Below are 18,262 nucleotides of genomic sequence, written 5' to 3' on the forward strand. Positions count from 1 at the left end.
GTAGGAGCGGCTTTAGCCGCGATACGGGTTTATGGCTTGATCCTCAATTCGGCACTGCGGGCGTGGGCGGTAAGCCGCTCGCCCCGGGCCAGCACCGATGCCACCCGCCCCAGGGCGCTGGCGCCTTCCGGGGAGCAGCCGATCAGCGAGCTGCGCTTCTGGAAGTCGTACACGCCCAGCGGCGAGGAGAAGCGCGCCGTGGCGCTGGTGGGCAGCACGTGGTTGGGCCCGGCGCAGTAGTCGCCCAGGGCCTCCGGCGTATAGCGGCCCAGGAAGATGGCGCCGGCGTGGCGCACTTTTTTCGCCCAGCGGCCGGCGTCGTCCATGGACAGCTCCAGGTGCTCCGGGCTGATCCGGTTGACCACCTCGAAGGCGTCGTCCAGGTCCCGGGCCAGAATCAGCGCGCCCCGGTTGGCCATGGAGGTGCGGATAATCGCCTCGCGCTCCAGGGTCGGCGCCAGACGTTCCATGGCCTCGGCCACCCGCTCCAGGAAGTCCGCGTCCGGGCTGACCAGGATCGCCTGGGCTTCCTCGTCGTGTTCCGCCTGGGAGAACAGGTCCATGGCGATCCAGTCCGGATCGGTGTGGCCGTCGCAGACCACCAGAATCTCGGAGGGGCCGGCGATCATGTCGATGCCCACCTTGCCGAACACCTGGCGCTTGGCCTCGGCCACATAGATGTTGCCCGGGCCGACGATCTTGTCCACCGCCGGAATCGATTCGGTGCCGAACGCCAGCGCCGCCACCGCCTGGGCACCGCCCACGGTGAAGAAGCGTTCCACGCCGGCCACCGCGGCGGCGGCCAGCACCATGTCGTCCAGTTCACCGTCCGGCGCCGGGCTGACCATGACGATCTCGCCGACCCCGGCCACGTGGGCGGGCAGCGCGTTCATCAGCACCGAGCTGGGATAGGCGGCCTTGCCGCCGGGCACGTAGATGCCGGCCCGGTCCAGGGCGGTGACCTGCTGCCCCAGCAGGGTGCCGTCCGCGTCCCGGTAGCTCCAGGAATCCTGCTTCTGGCGTTCGTGGTAATCGCGCACCCGCACGGCGGCGGCTTCCAGGGCCTGGCGCTGCTCGGCGGGCAGCCGCGCCAGGGCCGCTTCCAGGGCGTCGCGCTCCACGGTGAGGTCGGCCAGGGTGGCGGCGTCCCGGCGGTCGAAGCGGTTGGTGTACTCGACCACGGCGGCGTCGCCCCGTTTCGCCACGTCGCGGAGAATGGCGCGCACCCGATCGCCCACCTCCTCGTCGCGCTCCTCGCTCCAGGCGGTGAGGGCGTTCAGGCGTTCGATGAAATCGTTGTCACGGGTGTCGAGGCGGGTGGTTTTCATGCCGGTGTCCGTCGTTTCGCTACCGCTTGTTCCAGTTTATCCAGAATACCCTGAATGTCTCCGTGACGGGTCTTCATGCTGGCGCGGTTGACCACCACCCGGGACGAAATATCGTCGGCGATGATCTCGGTGGGCTCCAGCCCGTTGGCACGCAGGGTGTTGCCGGTGTCGACGATGTCCACGATGCGGTCCGCCAGCCCCACCAGCGGCGCCAGTTCCATGGCGCCGTAGAGTTTGATGATCTCGGCCTGCTTGCCCTGGCGGGCGAAATAGGCGCGCGCCACATTGACGAACTTGGTGGCCACCCGCACCCGGCCACTGACCGGAGGCGCGTCCTTGAGGGCGGCGACCATCAGCTTGCAGCGGGCGATTTCCAGATCCAGGGGCTCGAACAGGCCCTCGGCGCCGTGCTCCATGAGCACGTCCTTGCCGGCCACGCCCAGATCGGCGCCGCCATGTTGCACGTAGGGCGGCACGTCGGTGGCGCGGATCACGATGATGCGCACATCCTCGCGGGTGGTGTCGAAAATCAGCTTGCGCGACGCGGACGGGTCCTCCAGCAGCTCGATGCCGGCTTCCTTGAGCAGCGGCAGCGTCTCCTGGAGGATGCGGCCCTTGGAGAGGGCAATGGTCAGCGGTGTCTCGGTCATTTCAGGCGCGGTCCCAACTCAGCCCGGCACGCGACGGATAATCGCGCCCAGGGATTGCAGTTTTTCCTCGATGCATTCGTAACCACGGTCGATGTGGTAGATGCGGTCCACGGTGGTGTCGCCGGAGGCGGCCAGGCCGGCGATCACCAGGGACGCCGAGGCGCGCAGGTCGGTGGCCATCACCGGCGCGCCGGTGAGGCTTTCCACGCCGCGACAGATGGCGGTGTTGCCCTGCACTTCAATGTCGGCGCCCATGCGGTTCATTTCCTGCACGTGCATGAAGCGGTTCTCGAACACCGTCTCGACGATGGTGCCGGTGCCCTCGGCGATGATGTTGAGGGCCATGAACTGGGCCTGCATGTCGGTGGGCATGGCCGGGTACGGCGCGGTGCGCAGGCTCACCGCCTTGGGCCGGCGGCCTTCCATGTCCAGGCTGATCCAGTCGTCGCCGGTCTCGATGCGGGCACCGGCTTCCTCCAGCTTCTGCAGCACCGCGTCCAGCAGGCTCGGGTCGGTGTCCTTGCACTTGATGCGCCCGCCGGTGATGGCGGCGGCGATCAGATAGGTGCCGGTCTCGATGCGGTCGGAAATCACGTCATGGTGGCAGCCGCCCAGCTTGGCCACGCCTTCGACGACGATGGTGTCCTTGCCGGCGTCACGGACCTTGCCGCCCATGGCGTTGATGAAATTGGCCAGGTCCACCACTTCCGGTTCGCGGGCGGCGTTTTCCAGAATGGTGGTGCCGTCGGCCAGGGCCGCCGCCATCATCAGGTTCTCGGTACCGGTCACGGTGACCGTGTCCATGACGATGCGCGCGCCCTTCAGGCGCCCCTCCACACTGGCGTGCACGTAGCCGTTGGTCACCTCGATGTCGGCGCCCATGGCTTCCAGGCCGCGCAGGTGGATGTCCACCGGCCGCGAGCCGATGGCGCAGCCGCCGGGCAGGGACACCGAGGCGCGGCCGAAGTGGGCCAGCAGCGGGCCCAGCACCAGGATCGAGGCGCGCATGGTCTTGACCAGATCGTAGGGCGCCACGAAGTCCTCGATGCGGGACGCGTCCACCTCCACGTTGAGGCGGTCGTCGATCACCAGCTGCACGCCCATGCGGCCCAGCAGTTCGATCAGGGTGGTCACGTCCTGCAGATGCGGCAGGTTGCCCACCGTCACCGGCTCGCTGGCCAGCAGCGTGGCGGCCAGGATCGGCAGCGACGAGTTCTTGGAACCGGAAATACGAATCTCGCCGTCGAGGCGCTTGCCGCCGGTGATGATCAATTTGTCCATGAATAGTCTCTTAAAACCCGGGCTTCAGGCGATGCCCATCTTCTGGGCTTTGTCCCACTCGGCGCGGGTGAAGGGTTTGAGGGACACGGCGTGGATGCTGTTGTCCTTGATTCGGTCGTTGATGCAGGCGTAGATCAGCTGTTGGCGTTTCACCGGCATCAGCCCTTCGAAGGCGTCGGACACCACGCGGATCAGAAAGCGGTCTCCCTCGCCTTCCACCGCCACATCGGCATCATCGAAACCGGTTTCCACCAGCGCCTTCACGTCGTCGGGATTCATGGTCGCTCCTTATTGCTGAGGGGCGAATGATACGCGAGGGCCACCGGGGTTGTCATGCCGGGACCGGCGGGCGCCGGCCCCGGGGAAAGGCTGCTTACTGGCCGCCCTGGGGGGCGCCTTCGATGTTCACCTTGTCTTCCACGTCGGCGTTCTGGGCGGACCAGTTGTCGATGGCCTGGTCCAGGTCACCGTACTGCTGCATGGACTGGGCGAACTGGGCCTGATAAACGGCGCGCAGGTCCAGGCCGTTGACGAACACGTTCACCACCTTCCACTGGTCACCATCCTGGAACAGGGTGAAGTACACCGGGATCACCTTGCCGTCGTCGGTGGTGCCCTGCACCCGCACCCGGGCGTAATTGCCCTTGCGGTCTTCCTCGCGCATCGGCAGCACCTCGATCTTCTGGCCCTGGTACAGGGTGACGCCGGACGCGTAGGTGTTGATCAGGCTGTTCTTGAACACATCCAGGAAGCGGTATTTCTGGTCCCGGCTGGCATCGTTGAAGTAATCACCCATCACCATGCGGGTGATGCGCTTGAAATCCACCAGCGGCACCAGCTCTTCACGGACCAGCTGGCGGGCGTACTCCGGCTCCTTATTAAGGCGGTCCCGGTTCTGGTCGATCAGAGTGGTCATGCGGTCCAGGGTATCCTGCACCAGCTCGCGGGGGTCCTGGGCGGCCTGCGCCAGGCCCGCCGTGGCCAGCATCAGCAGCGCCAGCACCGCCGCGAAAGGTTGTTTCAAGGTCATACGTCACTCCCTGTCGTTGTCTTGGGCTCCGGTTGTACGGTTTTCGCACCGAAGTGTCCAGGCGTTTACCGTTGGAGTGCGGTTGCCGCCGTCCGGTTCCTCACGTTGGGGGTCGCGGCTGAAGCCGCTCCTACGGCAAAGAGTGTAGGAGCGGCTTCAGCCGCGATAACAACGCGATAACTACAAGCCATCGCGGAACGCAGCCACCCCAAGAGAGGTCCGATCTGGGCCGAGGGCAGTCATCAGCCCGCCCGCCAGTGTATAATCGCCGCCAGCGAGGAGACACGAGACACCATGAGCAACGATCACATCGCCATCGCCCGCCGCGTTCTCGACGAGGAAGCGCGCGCCGTGGCCGCGCTGAGCGAACGCGTCAGCGACGATTTCGTGCGCGCCTGTGAGCGCATTCTCGAATGCAGCGGCCGGGTCATTGTCACCGGCATGGGCAAAAGCGGCCATATCGGCAGCAAGGTGGCCGCCACTCTGGCCAGCACCGGCACCCCCGCCTTTTTCGTCCATCCGGGCGAGGCCTCCCACGGCGATCTGGGCATGATCACCGGCGCCGACGTGGTGCTGGCCCTGTCCAATTCCGGCGAGACCGGCGAAATATTGACCATTCTTCCGGTTATCAAGCGCAAGGGCGCCGGCCTGATCAGCCTGACCGGCCGGCCCGGGTCGTCCCTGGCGCGGCTGTCCGACGTGCATCTGGACGTGGCGGTCCAGGAAGAGGCATGCCCCCATAATCTGGCGCCCACCTCCTCCACCACCGCCACCCTGGCCATGGGCGACGCCCTGGCCATCGCCCTGCTGGAAGCCCGGGGCTTCACCCCGGAGGACTTCGCGCTCAGCCATCCGGGCGGCAGCCTGGGCCGGCGCCTGCTGCTCAAGGTCGACGACATCATGCACACCGGCGAGCAACTGCCCCGGGTGCCCAAGGATGCCAGCCTGCCCCAGGCGCTGCTGGAAATGACCCACAAGGGCCTGGGCATGACCACGGTGGTGGACGACGACGGCCGCCTGATCGGGCTGTTCACCGACGGCGACCTGCGCCGCACCCTGGAAAAGGGCCTGGATATCCGCCAGGCCGGCATCGCCGAGGTGATGTCCCGCCAGCCGGTGACCATGGCCCCGGGCCTGCTGGCCGCCGAGGCCCTGCAAATCATGGAAACCCGCAAGATCAACGGGGTGATCGTCTGTGACCAACAGGGCCGCCCGGTGGGCGCCCTCAACACCCAGGACCTGCTGCGCGCCGGAGTGATGTGATGGGCTTTTCGATTTCCAGCGCCGACGCCCGCGCCCTGCGCCTGATGGCCTTCGACGTGGACGGCGTGATGACCGACGGCCGTCTGCACTACGGCCCGGACGGCGAAACCCTCAAGGTATTCCATGTGCACGACGGCCACGGCCTCAAGAAGCTGGCCGCCAGCGGCGTGACCCTGGCCATCATCACCGGCCGTGACACCCCCATGGTGGCGCGCCGTGCCCGGGAACTAGGCATCGAACATGTGATTCAGGGCCGTGAGGACAAGGCCGAGGCGCTGGCCGCCCTGGCCGCCAGCCTCGGGGTATCCGCCGAGGAAACCGGCTATGTCGGCGACGATGAGCCGGACGTGGGCGCCCTGCGCTGGGCGCGCATCGCCTTCGCCCCGGCCAACGCCCAGGCCTGTGCCCGGGAGGCCGCCGGCCACATCACCGGCGCCCGCGGCGGTGAAGGCGCGGTACGCGAGATCTGCGACGCGCTGCTGACGCTGCGGGAGACACCATGAGACGTCAGGGCCTGCTTAGCGCCTCGGGCATCCTGCTGCTCGGCCTGATCGTGCTGATGACACTGCACGAGTGGGACAACCCGCTGGATGGTGACCGCGAGGCCTTTCTCAGCGCGCCGCTGATCATCGCCGACAACATCACCGCCAAGGCCTACGACCGGGACACCGGCAAGGTCAGCTACGACCTGAAGGCCGAGCACCTGGAGCAGTATCAGCGCGAGGCCCTGACCACGCTCAGCGCGCCGGATCTGCGCATGGAGAACGAAAACGGCGTCTGGACCATCCATTCCAAGCGTGGTGAAGTGCGCGACAATGGCGACCAGATCGTGTTTCTCGACCAGGTTGAAGCGCGCAGCGAAAACAACGGCGTCACGCTCAGCACCGAGCGGCTGGAATACCTGAACGACGCCGGCCAGGTCCGCTCGCCGGGCGCGCTGACCCTGAAACACCGCGACGGCAGCACCCGGGCCGGCAATATGGAATCGAACCTGACCAGCGGCGAAATGACCCTTGGCAAAGGAGTGGTAAGTGAATTCACGGGCAGCAATTAAAGGGATCGGCCTGGCCGGCCTGCTGGTGGCCGGCCTCGCCGGCGCCGCCCAACCCCCCGGCGGCCAGTCCGTGGAGGTGAGCGCCGACAGCGCCACCTTCGAGCAAAGCGCCGGCACCGGGGTCTACCGGGGCAACGCGGAGCTGATTCAGGGCAACCGGCGCATGAATGCCGACGTGATCCGGCTGTTCACCGAGAACAACCAGCTGGTGCGGGTGGAAGCCACCGGCAATCCGGTGCGCATGCGCGAAGGCTCGGAACTGCAGGCGCGCGCCAAGAACCTGGTCTACGACCTGAAAACCCGCCGCCTGGTGCTGACCGGCGATGCCCATGTGGACCACCAGGGCAACACCTTCGAAGGGGCCCGGGTGCAATACAATCTGGATTCCCGGCGGGTGGACGCCAGCAGCGAAGGCGACAAGCGCGTGCGCCTGGTGATCCCGGCCAAGAACACCGAGCAGGGCACCGCCCCGGACAACGGCGAAGAGGGCGCCGGCGACGGCGCCGCCAATGACAACGCCACCCCCAACCCGAACGGCACCGACGGCGGCAAGGCGGAGACCCCCTGAATGGCACACCTGAGCGCCCATAATCTGGCGAAGAGCTACAAGAGCACCCGCGTCATCGAGGACGTGTCCCTGGAAGTGGAAGCCGGCCAGATCGTCGGCCTGCTGGGCCCCAACGGCGCCGGCAAGACCACCTGCTTCTATATGATCGTCGGCCTGGTGGCCGCCGACGCCGGCCGCATCGAGATCAACGGCGACGACATCACCCACCTGCCCATGCACGGCCGCGCCCGCCGGGGCATCGGCTATCTGCCCCAGGAAGCCAGCATTTTCCGCCGGCTCACCGTGGAGCAAAACATCATGGCGATCCTGGAAACCCGCAAGGAAATGTCCAAGGCGCAGCGGGAAGAGCAACTGGAAAGCCTGCTGCAGGAATTCCACATCGACCACATCCGCGACTCCATGGGCATGAGCCTGTCCGGCGGTGAGCGCCGGCGCGCGGAAATCGCCCGGGGGCTGGCCACCAATCCGGATTTCATCCTGCTGGACGAACCCTTCGCCGGCGTCGACCCGATCTCGGTGAACGACATCAAGGGCATCATCCGCCACCTGAAGGAACGGGGCATCGGCGTGCTGATCACCGACCACAATGTGCGCGAAACCCTGGACATCTGCGACACGGCCTATATCGTCAGTACCGGCCACATCATTGCCCAGGGCGACTCCTCCAGCATCCTCGGCAACCAGCAGGTGCGCGACGTTTATCTGGGCGCGGACTTCCGGCTCTGAGCGCCAGCGGCCGCCCCCGGCGGCCCTGCCCTACACCCTCCTCCCACAAAACGCAACACTTGGCATGATTATTGCTTAAAGCAAAATAATGCTGCTATGCTGCCTGTCTTCAAAAGCCAGCAAACCCAGGCAGCATGAAACCCACTCTGCAACTGCAAATCGGCCAGCAGCTGACCATGACGCCCCAGCTGCAGCAGGCAATCCGCCTGCTGCAGCTGTCGACGCTGGATTTGCGCATGGAAATCCAGCAGGCGGTGGAAAACAACCCGCTGCTGGAACTGGAAGAAGGCGCCGAGGAATTCGGCCCCGACGACCTGGACAGCGAGGCCGATAGCGACCTGGACCTGGAGCGCGATGACGCCCTGGATGACCTGGTCGAGGGCAAGGTGGAGACCGACAGCGAGTGGGACGACCTCTATGTGGGCCAGAGTGGTGCGGGCGCCGGTGAAGGCGACGACGCGGACGCCTGGCAACAACGCCACGCCAACCCGGACACCCTGCTCGACCATCTGGAGTGGCAGCTCAACCTGACGCCGATGAGCGACCGCGACCGGGTGATCGCCCAGATCATCCTGGAAGCCCTGGACGAGCGCGGTTATGTCACGGTTTCCCTTGAGGATCTGGTGAGCACCGCCGAAACCCAGATCGCCGACCCGGACGACCCCCTGGAAGAAGACGAAGTGGTGGCGGTGCTGCACCGCCTGCAACAGTTCGATCCGGTGGGCGTGGCCAGCCGCGACCTGGCCGAATGCCTGGGCGTGCAACTGGCCCAACTGGCCGCCGACACCCCCCACCTGGATACCGCCCGCGCCCTGCTCGCCCACCAGGAGCTGCTGGAGAAGCACGACTACGCCGGCCTGCGCCGGGCCCTGGCGGTGAGCGAGGCGGACCTGGTGGAGGCGCTGGCGCTGCTGCGCACCCTGGACCCGGCGCCGGGCCAGCAGATCGGGGGCGACACCGCCGACTACGCGGTGCCGGACGTGGTGGTTCGTGCCCACCGGGGCGGCTGGCGGGTGGAACTCAACGAGGAGGTGCTGCCCAAGGTCAACCTGCAGGCCCAGTACGCGCAGATGGCCCGCCAGGTGGGCGGCGACGACGGCCAGTACCTGCGCAACTGCATGCAGGAAGCCAAGTGGTTCCTGAAAAGCCTGCAGAGCCGCAACGACACCCTGCTCAAGGTGGCCAGCCGTATCGTCGAGGTGCAACAGGACTTCTTCAACTACGGCGAGGAGGCCATGAAGCCGCTGGTTCTGGCGGACATCGCCGAGGCGGTGGAGATGCACGAATCCACCATCAGCCGGGTGACCAACCAGAAATTCATGCTCACCCCCCGGGGCGTGTTCGAGCTTAAATATTTCTTCTCCAGCCACGTGGACACGGACGGCGGCGGTGAGTGTTCCTCCACGGCCATTCGTGCCATCATTAAGAAGCTGGTCGCCGCCGAGAACCCTCGCAAGCCGCTCAGCGACAATAAGCTGGCAAGCCTGCTTAACGATCAGGGCATTCAGGTGGCGCGCCGCACCGTCGCCAAGTACCGTGAGGCGATGCGAATCCCGTCCTCCAGCGCGCGCAAGCGGCTGGTCTAGGCCGGACCGGAACGGATATCTCTTTGATAGAGAGAAGGAGCCAGCTATGCAAATCAACCTCAGTGGCCACCATCTGGACATCACCGACGCCCTGCGTGACTACGTGGACGAGAAATTCGCCAAACTGGAGCGGCACTCCGATCAGATCACCAGCGTTCAGGTGATCCTGTCCCCGGAGCCCAAGAGCCATAAGGCGGAATCCACCATTCATATATCCGGAGCGGACCTGTTCGCCACCGCCCAGGCGGACGACATGTACGCGGCCATTGATGCGCTGACCAGCAAGCTGGACCGGCAAATTCTCAAACATAAGGAAAAGACCGTGGGCCGCAAGCACGGCCACTAGGTCCCCCAGAACCCCATTATGCGAGTACGCGAACTGCTCACCGAGGACCGCACCTACGACGAGGTGGAGGTCACCAGTAAAAAACGGTTGCTCGATCAAATCGCCCAGCTGGCCGCGGCCAGCTGTGGCGGTCTTAACGAGCAAGAAGTCTTCGACGCTCTGGTGGCCCGCGAAAAGCTCGGGTCCACCGGGATCGGCGAAGGCATCGCCATCCCCCATTGCCGGCTGGGTCACTGCGATGCCGCCATCGGACTGCTGCTGAAGCTGTCCGAGCCGGTGGATTTCGACGCGGTGGACGGGCGTCCGGTGGATCTGGTGTTCGTGTTGCTGGTGCCGGAGCAGAATCCGGAACAGCATCTCAAGACCCTCAGCCACCTGGCCAACCTGTTCAACGACGACGACTACCGCAGCGACCTGCGCCACGCCCACGGCAACCTGGGTCTTTATCAGACCGCGGTGGAATCGGAGGCCGAGATCCGTCTGGCCTCCTGACTCTGATCGGCCGGGACCGTCGCACCTTATGAAACTGACCATCCTTAGCGGACGATCGGGATCGGGCAAAACCACCGCCCTGCAGGCTTTGGAAGACCACGGCTACTATTGCGTGGACAACCTGCCCCTGGGCCTGTTGCCGACCCTCGCCGCCCAATTGCAAAAAGAAGACCACGCGCCGGAGCGCGTGGCGGTGGGCGTGGACGCGCGCAACCTGCCGCGCCAGCTGCTGGCCTTCAACCGCACCATCGAGGAGCTGCGCCAGCACCCCCTGGACACCGAGATCATCTTTCTGGAGGCGGAGCCGGCCACCCTGCTCAAGCGCTTCAGCGCCACCCGGCGCCGTCACCCGCTGAGCGGCGACGAGCGCACCCTGGCCGACGCCATTGCCCTGGAAGCCCGGCTGCTCGCCGACATCCGCCAGCTCGCGGACCTGGTGATCGACACCAGCAATCTGGACGTGCACACCCTGCGCAACATGATTCGCCAGCGGGTGGCGCGCCGGGAAGTGCGTCTGTCGCTGCTGATTCAGTCGTTCGGCTATAAGAACGGCCTGCCGCATGACGCCGACCTGGTGTTCGATGTGCGCGCCCTGCCCAACCCCCACTGGCAGGGTGACCTGCGGCCGCTCACCGGCCGCGACGAAAAGGTCGCCGAGTTCCTGCGCGGCCATCCGGAAAGCGAAGACATGCTCGGTGACATCTTCCGGTTTCTGGATCGCTGGCTGCCCGCCTACGGCGCCAACGACCGCAGCTACGTCACCGTGGCGGTGGGCTGCACCGGCGGCCGCCACCGCTCCGTCTACATCGTCGAACAGCTGGCCCACCGGCTGCGCAACCAGGGAGTACCGCTGCATGTGCGCCACCGGGAGCTGGATGGATGATCGAGCGCGACCTGACCATTACCAACAAACTCGGCCTGCACGCCCGCGCCGCCGCCAAGGTGGTGAGCGTGTCCTGCCGCTACAGCTGCACCATTCAGGTTCGCCAAGGCGAGCGGCTGATCGATGCCAAGAGCATCATGGGCCTGCTGACGCTGGGCGCCGCCAAGGGCACCACCCTGACCGTGCAGGTGGACGGCGAGGACGAGGTGCCGGCCATGGACGAACTGGCCGACCTGTTCGAACGTAAATTCGACGAAGGTGAATAGCGGCCTGCCGGCCGCGATACAGCCTGAGTCCTGTATCGCGCCGCGCAGCGGCGCTTGTTGATCGCAGAAGGAGCCCCGATGGCGGAGGAAAGCCAGCACAAGCGCAATCTCAACGCCGTCAACCGGGCCCTGGCCGGGGGCACCTTTTCCCAGGTACGCCAGTTGCTTAACAGCCTGCCCGGCGCTGAAACCGCCCACCTGCTGGAATCCTCGCCGCCCCGGGAACGGGAAATCCTCTGGCGCCTGCTCAGCCAGGAGCAGGAAACGGAAGTGCTGCAGTACCTGGGCGAGGAAGTGCGCGTGGAACTGCTGCGCGACCTGCCCACCGAAGAACTGGTCCCGCTGATCGAGGACCTGGACACCGATGACCTGGCCGACCTGCTGCAGGAATTGCCCGAGCAGGTCACCAGCCAGGTGCTCGCCGCCCTGGATGCACAGAACCGGGAACGGCTGGAACAGGTGCTCAGCTACCCCGAGGACACCGCCGGCGGCCTGATGAACACGGACGTGATCACGGTGCGCCCGGAGATCACCTTCGGGGTGGTGCAGCGCTACCTGCGCCGCCGGGGCGAAATCCCGGAAACCACCGACAACCTGCTGGTGGTGAACCGCAAGAACCAGTTTATCGGTGTGCTGCCGCTCACCCGGGTGCTGATTTCCGACCCGGGCACCACCGTGCGCGAGGCCATGCGCACCGATGTGGAGGCGATCCCCGCCGACCGTTCCGCCGACGACGTGGCCAAGCTGTTTGAACGACTCGATCTGGTCACCGCCGCGGTGGTGGACGAAAACGGCGTGCTGGTGGGCCGGATCACCATTGATGACGTGGTGGACGTGATCCGCGAACAGGCCGATCACTCGTTGATGGGCATGGCCGGCCTGGACGAGGACGAGGACACCTTCGGTTCGGTGTGGCACACGGTGCGCCGCCGATCCCTGTGGCTGGGCATCAACCTGCTCACCGCCCTGGCCGCCTCGGCGGTGATCAGCCTGTTCGAAAACACCCTGGAAAAAGTGGTGGCCCTGGCGGTGCTGATGCCGATCGTGGCCAGCATGGGCGGCATCGCCGGCAGCCAGACCCTGACCCTGGTGATCCGCGCCATGGCCCTGGGCCAGGTGCAGGAGGGCAACACCCGCTATCTGTTCACCAAGGAACTGGCGGTGGGCGCCCTCAACGGCCTGCTGTGGGCCCTGGTGATCGGCGCCACCGCCGCCCTCTGGTTCGATGACACCAGCCTGGGCGTGATCATCGCCTCGGCCATGGTACTCAATCTGGTGGTGGCCGCCGGCGCCGGGGCCCTGATTCCGATCCTGATGAAACGCATGGGCATCGACCCGGCGCTGGCCGGGTCGGTGGTGTTGACCACCATCACGGATGTGGTGGGGTTCTTCGCGTTTCTGGGGCTGGCGACGATTTTGTATGCCAGCCTGCTTTAGGGAGGGGTTGAAAGTTAAAAGTTAAAAGTTAAAAGTTAAAAGTTAAAAGTTAAAAGCGCGCGGAATGGGCCGTGCCAATGCCTGTGTTTCCGTCGCGCGAACACATTTCGCGTGCAGGGCGTCGAATATCAGAACGGCCTCCGGGGCGCGCTTTAAACTTTAAACTTTCAACCGGCGCTCCAGCGCCGTCACAAATCCGGAGTAGCGTCCGGTTCGTCGTCGCCGACGCCGAAGATGTCCCGGAACGAGGCGTAGATCGAGACCATGGTCACGGCCATGAAGAACAGCATCAGCACCAGCGCCAGCAGGCCGGTCAGCACGCCCACCAGCACCATGGCCAGGCTATCCCCGCCGAACACCAGGCTGGCTCCGGCCAGCAGCAACCCGATCACCAACGCCACCAGCAGCATGAACGGCACCGGCACCAGGCCGTACCAGAGCATCGGCCGCCAGTTGCGCAGCACCGCCACCAGGCTTTCCTTCAGCGCCGGCAGGGGCCGGCGGTCGCCGAACAGTACCAGCGGCACCTGGAACCAGATCATCGCCATATAGGGGATCGACACCGCCATCATGATCAGCATGAGCAGTGTGGTTTTGATCACGCTCATCGGTCCCAGGCCGGCCATGGAGGCCGGGTCCACCGGCGCGCTCTGGAAGGCGGCGGAGAACAGGGCGGCGATTTCCGGGCCGAACAGCACCAGCGCCACCACCACCATCACCAGGGTGAACAGGATCTGCAGCACCACCTGGGTGAGTCCGGTCAGAAACAGCGGCCCGGTGCGCACGGAAAAACCGGCGAACAACTGGCCGAAATCGAATTCCTCATCGTGCCAGCGCCGCCAGGCCAGCTGCATCAGCCCGGCCACCAGCACCGGCCCGATCAGCGTGGGCGCGAAATTGCCGAGCACCGGAACGAACAGCCCGACCAGGCTGATGCCCATGACCACCGCCATGAACACCAGCAGCGCCAGACACCACAGCACCCGGTTGGCGGCGGTGAGCCGCCAGGCCCGGCGCCACCACAGCCAGCCATGGCCCATGGGACGGCGCCGGGGCGGACCGACCCGCTCGGCGGCCGGCCCGTCCGGGCCAAGGTCCGCCTCGGGTCCCTGGTAGGGATTGGTCATGACTCGGTGAGGATCTGTTTGAAGGACAGGTAGAAAGCGCCGGCCAGGATCGGCATCACGAACAACCAGCCCAGCAGTGCCGGAATGGCGCCAAGGGCCACGATCACCATGGCCACCAGACCATAGATCAAGATCGGGGCCAGGTTGGCGGTGCAAGCCTTGAAGCTCAGCGCCATGGCCCGGCCCGGGCCGGTGTCGGTGAGCATCACCAGCGGCACGGTGAAGTAGAACAGAAAGGCCACCAGCACCATCACCGCCAGCCCCAACAGGGCCATCAGCAGAACCCCCACGCTCATGCCACCGCTGGCCAGCCCCGGGTCCATGCCCTGGGACATCGCCGCGCCGGTGCCGGCGAACATCAGCACACCAACACCGACCAACAGACCGATGGCGATAAAGACGCCGAGTTGCGCCAGTGACAGCAGCAACAGGGGACCGGTTCTCTGTGAGAAGCCGGCGAACAGATCAGTGAAATCGGACTGGCCGGTGGTGTCGATGCGGTGGAACATTTTCACCAGACCGCCGTACAGCAGCGTCATCAGGAACGGTTGCGCCAGCGGACCGATCAACGGCACGAACTGCACCACCGTGGCGAGCAGAAAAATGACCAGCAAGGCGCCGATCACCACGCCCCAGTGCCCGGAAACCAGTTTCATGCCATCGCCGATCCAGGACATAGCCTGGCCCACGGTGATCTTGTGCGGCCCCCCCAGGGTCATTTGGTCGGGCAGCGCCCCATCGCGCACCACTTCGGCTTCCGGTTGTTGATACGGATTGACTTCACTCATGGATAGCATCCCTTGCATTCAAAAAATGGAACAGAAACAACGATTCAAACGCCGGCCACCTTCATCGGGGCCAGCAAAAGTGATCCGGAGGCAATGTTGCCGCGGCGATCCACATCGGTACCGCTCCCCTGTATGCCGGCAAACATGTCCCCCAGATTTCCGGCAATGGTAAACTCTTGAAGCGGCTTCTGTATGACACCGTTCTCAATCCAGAAACCCGCGGCGCCCCGCGAATAGTCCCCGGTCACCAGATTGACGCCCTGCCCCATCACCTCGGTGACCAGCACGCCGGTGCCCATGCGCCGCAGTAACGCCGCCTGATCCTCGCCGGTGTCGTTGATCGACAGGTTGCGCACGCCGCCACCATTGCCGGTGGGGTCCATGCCGAGCCGGCGGGCGGCATACAGACCCAGCGCGTAGCGCTTAAGCACGCCCTCTTCCACGAACGCCTGGGCGCGGGTGGGCAGGCCATCGGCGTCGAAGCCGGAGGAGCCGTTGCCGCCGGCCAGCAGGGGGTTTTCACGAATCTCGATGCCGGCGGGAAACAGCTTCTCGCCGAGCCGGTCGCGCAGAAAAGAGGCGCGCCGGTACAGGGAGCCGCCGCTGATCGCCGACACGAAATGCGCCAGCAGCGTGGCGGCGATTTCCGGCGACAGCAGCACCGGCCACTGGCCGGTGGAAGGCACCTCGGCACCCAGCCGCGCCAGGGTCCGGCGGCGGGCTTCCTCACCCACCTGCTCCGGGCTGGCGATCAGGTCCGCGCGGCGGTTACCGTCGTACCAGTAGTCGCGCTGCATGCCGTTGGCGTCCTCCGCCACCACCGCGGAGCTGCGCGAGTGGAAGGTGCCGGCGTGGCCCTGCAGAAAACCGGCGCTGGTGCCCAGCACCTGCACGCTGACCCCGGTGCTCACCGAAGCGCCTTCGGAATTGACGATGCGGGCGTCGTCGCGGGCCACGTTTTCGCAGCGCAGGGCTTCCTCGATGGCCTGTTCGGTGGTCAGCGCCCAGGGGTGATACAACCCCAGGTCCGGCTCCGGCCCGGCCAGCTGATCCGCCGCCGCCAGGCCGGCGTGGGGGTCTTCCTCGGTGTGGCGGGCAATGGCGCAGGCGGCGGCCACCGCGTCACGCAGGCTTTGCGGACTGTCGTCGGAGGTACTGGCGTGGCCCTTGCGCTGACCGAAGAACACGGTCACCCCCAGGCCACGGTCGCGGTGGAACTCCACCGTTTCCACCTCGCCGAGGCGCACGTCCACGGACAGGCCCTGGGCCAGATTCAGGCGCGCCTCGGCGGCCGTGGCGCCCTGGCGTTTGGCTTCATCAAGCACGCGCGCGACCAGATCGCGGGCGGCGCCCAGGGAATGAGGACCGAGTTCGGCTGTCACGCTGGCGTTTTCGGACATAAAATACGACTTTCTCTTTTCGCGTTGACGATATGACCGAGTATAACGATCCACCGCCGAGCAAGACACGCCGCAAACTGGAAATGCAGGAACTGCAGGATGTGGGACTGGAACTGATGGCGTTGAAGGCCGCCCAGCAGGCCCGTCTGCCACTCAATGACCCGCTGCGCGCCGCCCTGGAAGAAGCGCGCCGCATCCAGAACCCGGATGCCCGCCGCCGCCACGCGCTGTATGTGGGCCGGCTGATCTACGATTCCGACTACGAGACCCTGCTGGCCGCCCTGGAATCACTGACCGATCCACTGCGCCAGCAGCGTTTGCAGCAATGGACCGAGCAGATCCTGGCCTGCCCCACCGCCCGCGACGCCGAGCCGATCGTGCAGCGGATTCTGGAGTACTACCCGGAGGGCGACCGCCAGGCGCTGCGCAATCAGGTACGCAACCTGCTCAAGGCGCGGCCGGAGGGTGAACTGCACGAGGCGGACCTCGAGCAGCGCGCCCGCCTTAAGCGGGAGCGCAAACGGTTCCTGGGGCTGCTCAACGACCTGGACAAGAACAGCCCGCTCTACTGAGCGTCGTCTTCCCAGGGGCGCGGCGGTGTCACCACCGTTTGCACCACCGGATCGTCCAGGTCCCAGCCGCCGCCCAGGGCGGCGGCCAGCGCGATGGAGGCGTTCAGGCGATCGGCGAGAATCCGCACCCGCGCCCGCCGGGCGTCCAGTTCCAGATCCTGGGCGGTGGCCACTTCCAGGAAGGTGACCATGCCGGCGCGGTAGCGGTTGGTCACCACCCGCAGGTTGTCCCGGGCCAGCGCCAGCAGCGCTTCCTGCTGTTCCCCCTGTTCATCCAGGTAGCGCAACGCCGCCAGGGCGTCCTCCACTTCCCGCAGGCTTTCCAGCACCGTTTGCCGGTACAGCGCCACCTGCTCGTCGTAGCCGGCCAGGGCCAGATCGTTGGCGGCGCGCCGGGCGCCACCATCGAACAGGGTCTGCGCCAGGGACGGCCCCACCGACCACACCCGCACCGGCGCGTTGACCAGGTCCGAGAAACGGTCCGCCTCCACGCCGTAGGAGGCGGTCAGGGTCAGGTCCGGCAGCCAGGCCGCCCGCGCCACGCCGATGCCGGCGTTGGCGCTGGCCACCTGGCGCTCCGCCGCCACCACATCCGGGCGGCGGCTGATCAGCACCGCCGGCAGGGTGGCCGGTAGCACCGGTAATTCAGGCAACCGGTCCACCGGGGCCAGGCCGAAGTCCGAGGGAGCCCGGCCGATCAGCACCGCGATGGCGTTCTCCTCGGCGGCCCGCTGGTTGCGCAGATCGGACAGCTCGGTGCGCAGGGACTGGGCCTGGGTGCGCGCCTGGATCACATCGGAGCGGGCCACGATGCCGGCGTTGTATTGATTGCGGGTCAGCTCCAGGGAGCGGTCGTAGGTCTCCATGGTCTCGCCCAGCAGCGCCATCTGCCGGTCCAGGGCGCGCAGCCGCACATAGCTTTGCGCCAGTGACACCCGCATGCTCAACCGCACCGCCGCCAGATCCGCGGCGCTGGCCTGCAGGCCGGCGCGCTCCGCCTCCACCTGCCGGCGCACCCGCCCCCACAGATCCGGCATCCAGTTGAGATTGAGGCCGGCGCCGTAGGACTCGGTGATGCGACCGCTGCGCACGGTGCTTCCGGTGACCACGCTGCGTGACTGGTCACTGCCACGGCGCTGGCCTTCCACGGAAGCACTGAGCACCGGGCTGTAGCCGGCGCGGGCATCGGCCCAGCGCGCCTCGGCGGCCCGGAAGCGGGCCTCGGCCTGGGCCAGGGTCTGGTTGGCGGCGGCGGCCTGGTCGAGCAGACCGGTCAGCACCGGGTCGTCGAACGCCAGCCACCACTCGCCGCTGGCCTCCCAGCTTCGCGGCGGCACCGTGCGCCAGCCCTGCTCATGTTTGAAAGCGGCGGGCAGGGGCGCCTCGGGACGCTGGTAATCGGGCCCCAGGGTACAGGCGGCCAGCAGCAGGCCGGCGGCGAGAAGCGGAACGAGGTGCAAGGATC

Annotated in this window: 21 protein-coding genes; 12 read left to right on the forward strand and 9 right to left on the reverse strand. The window is 66.3% G+C overall.

The window, feature by feature from the left end; genetic code table 11:
- Positions 1 to 29 precede the first annotated feature (29 nt).
- From hisD to FGS76_RS18680, 5 genes are all read right to left on the reverse strand, one after another.
- Positions 30 to 1,328 carry a histidinol dehydrogenase gene (gene hisD / locus FGS76_RS18660; protein ID WP_138774163.1) on the reverse strand — a complete coding sequence of 433 codons (1,299 nt, stop codon included), beginning with the start codon at positions 1,326 to 1,328 and terminating at the stop codon, positions 30 to 32.
- On the reverse strand, positions 1,325 to 1,978 hold the full coding sequence (gene hisG, locus FGS76_RS18665) for an ATP phosphoribosyltransferase (protein ID WP_138774164.1): 654 nt from the start codon (positions 1,976 to 1,978) through the stop codon (positions 1,325 to 1,327). The genes hisD and hisG overlap by 4 nt, the downstream gene beginning before the upstream one ends.
- 18 nt (positions 1,979 to 1,996) lie before the next feature.
- Entirely contained in the window at positions 1,997 to 3,259 is a 1,263-nt protein-coding gene (murA, locus tag FGS76_RS18670; protein WP_138774165.1) for a UDP-N-acetylglucosamine 1-carboxyvinyltransferase, read from the reverse strand.
- A 24-nt stretch (positions 3,260 to 3,283) separates the two neighbouring features.
- Positions 3,284 to 3,538, reverse strand: a complete 255-nt coding sequence (locus FGS76_RS18675) for a BolA family protein (protein ID WP_138774166.1) — start codon at positions 3,536 to 3,538, stop codon at positions 3,284 to 3,286.
- Between the two features lie 94 nt (positions 3,539 to 3,632).
- Positions 3,633 to 4,289, reverse strand: a complete 657-nt coding sequence (locus tag FGS76_RS18680; RefSeq protein WP_138774167.1) for an MlaC/ttg2D family ABC transporter substrate-binding protein — start codon at positions 4,287 to 4,289, stop codon at positions 3,633 to 3,635.
- Between the two features lie 294 nt (positions 4,290 to 4,583).
- On the opposite strand from FGS76_RS18680, the gene FGS76_RS18685 reads away from it, so the two are divergent.
- The 11 genes from FGS76_RS18685 to mgtE all read left to right on the forward strand — a co-directional run bounded on the left by FGS76_RS18685 (position 4,584) and on the right by mgtE (position 12,910).
- Positions 4,584 to 5,552, forward strand: coding sequence for a KpsF/GutQ family sugar-phosphate isomerase (locus FGS76_RS18685; RefSeq protein ID WP_138774168.1), 969 nt, complete (start codon positions 4,584 to 4,586; stop codon positions 5,550 to 5,552).
- Entirely contained in the window at positions 5,552 to 6,055 is a 504-nt protein-coding gene (locus FGS76_RS18690) for a KdsC family phosphatase (protein ID WP_138774169.1), read from the forward strand. Before FGS76_RS18685 ends, FGS76_RS18690 begins: the two co-directional genes overlap by 1 nt.
- Complete coding sequence (gene lptC / locus FGS76_RS18695) at positions 6,052 to 6,606, forward strand: LPS export ABC transporter periplasmic protein LptC (RefSeq protein ID WP_138774170.1); 555 nt, start codon at positions 6,052 to 6,054, stop codon at positions 6,604 to 6,606. The genes FGS76_RS18690 and lptC overlap by 4 nt, the downstream gene beginning before the upstream one ends.
- Positions 6,584 to 7,174 (forward strand): lipopolysaccharide transport periplasmic protein LptA, encoded by a 591-nt coding sequence (gene lptA, locus FGS76_RS18700; protein ID WP_138774171.1) that lies wholly within the window; start codon positions 6,584 to 6,586, stop codon positions 7,172 to 7,174. The genes lptC and lptA overlap by 23 nt, the downstream gene beginning before the upstream one ends.
- Positions 7,175 to 7,900 carry an LPS export ABC transporter ATP-binding protein gene (lptB, locus tag FGS76_RS18705; RefSeq protein WP_138774172.1) on the forward strand — a complete coding sequence of 242 codons (726 nt, stop codon included), beginning with the start codon at positions 7,175 to 7,177 and terminating at the stop codon, positions 7,898 to 7,900. It begins immediately after the preceding gene.
- Between the two features lie 134 nt (positions 7,901 to 8,034).
- Positions 8,035 to 9,486 carry an RNA polymerase factor sigma-54 gene (locus FGS76_RS18710; RefSeq protein WP_138774173.1) on the forward strand — a complete coding sequence of 484 codons (1,452 nt, stop codon included), beginning with the start codon at positions 8,035 to 8,037 and terminating at the stop codon, positions 9,484 to 9,486.
- Between the two features lie 46 nt (positions 9,487 to 9,532).
- On the forward strand, positions 9,533 to 9,832 hold the full coding sequence (gene hpf / locus FGS76_RS18715; protein WP_138774174.1) for a ribosome hibernation-promoting factor, HPF/YfiA family: 300 nt from the start codon (positions 9,533 to 9,535) through the stop codon (positions 9,830 to 9,832).
- 18 nt (positions 9,833 to 9,850) lie between these two features.
- Positions 9,851 to 10,324, forward strand: a complete 474-nt coding sequence (ptsN, locus tag FGS76_RS18720) for a PTS IIA-like nitrogen regulatory protein PtsN (protein WP_138774175.1) — start codon at positions 9,851 to 9,853, stop codon at positions 10,322 to 10,324.
- A 28-nt stretch (positions 10,325 to 10,352) separates the two neighbouring features.
- Positions 10,353 to 11,207, forward strand: a complete 855-nt coding sequence (rapZ, locus tag FGS76_RS18725) for an RNase adapter RapZ (RefSeq protein ID WP_138774176.1) — start codon at positions 10,353 to 10,355, stop codon at positions 11,205 to 11,207.
- On the forward strand, positions 11,204 to 11,473 hold the full coding sequence (locus FGS76_RS18730; protein ID WP_138774177.1) for an HPr family phosphocarrier protein: 270 nt from the start codon (positions 11,204 to 11,206) through the stop codon (positions 11,471 to 11,473). Before rapZ ends, FGS76_RS18730 begins: the two co-directional genes overlap by 4 nt.
- 78 nt (positions 11,474 to 11,551) lie before the next feature.
- A complete protein-coding gene (gene mgtE / locus FGS76_RS18735; RefSeq protein ID WP_138774178.1) occupies positions 11,552 to 12,910 on the forward strand; it encodes a magnesium transporter in 1,359 nt (452 codons plus the stop codon).
- A gap of 188 nt (positions 12,911 to 13,098) precedes the next feature.
- Here mgtE and FGS76_RS18740 read toward each other — a convergent pair whose 3' ends face one another.
- From FGS76_RS18740 to pmbA, 3 genes are read right to left on the reverse strand one after another with little or no spacing between them, the layout of a single operon-like run.
- The gene (locus FGS76_RS18740) at positions 13,099 to 14,037 is read right to left on the reverse strand and encodes a BPSS1780 family membrane protein (protein ID WP_138774179.1); all 939 of its coding nucleotides are present in this window, start codon (positions 14,035 to 14,037) and stop codon (positions 13,099 to 13,101) included.
- Positions 14,034 to 14,825 (reverse strand): BPSS1780 family membrane protein, encoded by a 792-nt coding sequence (locus FGS76_RS18745; RefSeq protein ID WP_138774180.1) that lies wholly within the window; start codon positions 14,823 to 14,825, stop codon positions 14,034 to 14,036. Before FGS76_RS18745 ends, FGS76_RS18740 begins: the two co-directional genes overlap by 4 nt.
- Positions 14,826 to 14,869: 44 nt before the next feature.
- Positions 14,870 to 16,207 (reverse strand): metalloprotease PmbA, encoded by a 1,338-nt coding sequence (gene pmbA, locus FGS76_RS18750; RefSeq protein WP_338081339.1) that lies wholly within the window; start codon positions 16,205 to 16,207, stop codon positions 14,870 to 14,872.
- A 50-nt stretch (positions 16,208 to 16,257) separates the two neighbouring features.
- Here pmbA and yjgA point away from each other — a divergent pair, with 50 nt between their 5' ends.
- Positions 16,258 to 16,797, forward strand: a complete 540-nt coding sequence (yjgA, locus tag FGS76_RS18755) for a ribosome biogenesis factor YjgA (protein ID WP_138774182.1) — start codon at positions 16,258 to 16,260, stop codon at positions 16,795 to 16,797.
- Here yjgA and FGS76_RS18760 read toward each other — a convergent pair.
- Positions 16,791 to 18,257, reverse strand: a complete 1,467-nt coding sequence (locus FGS76_RS18760) for an efflux transporter outer membrane subunit (protein ID WP_240692604.1) — start codon at positions 18,255 to 18,257, stop codon at positions 16,791 to 16,793. The genes yjgA and FGS76_RS18760 overlap by 7 nt on opposite strands.
- Between the last annotated feature and the right edge of the window lie 5 nt (positions 18,258 to 18,262).

Source organism: Alloalcanivorax gelatiniphagus, assembly GCF_005938655.1.
Classification (GTDB): Bacteria; Pseudomonadota; Gammaproteobacteria; order Pseudomonadales; family Alcanivoracaceae; genus Alloalcanivorax; species Alloalcanivorax gelatiniphagus.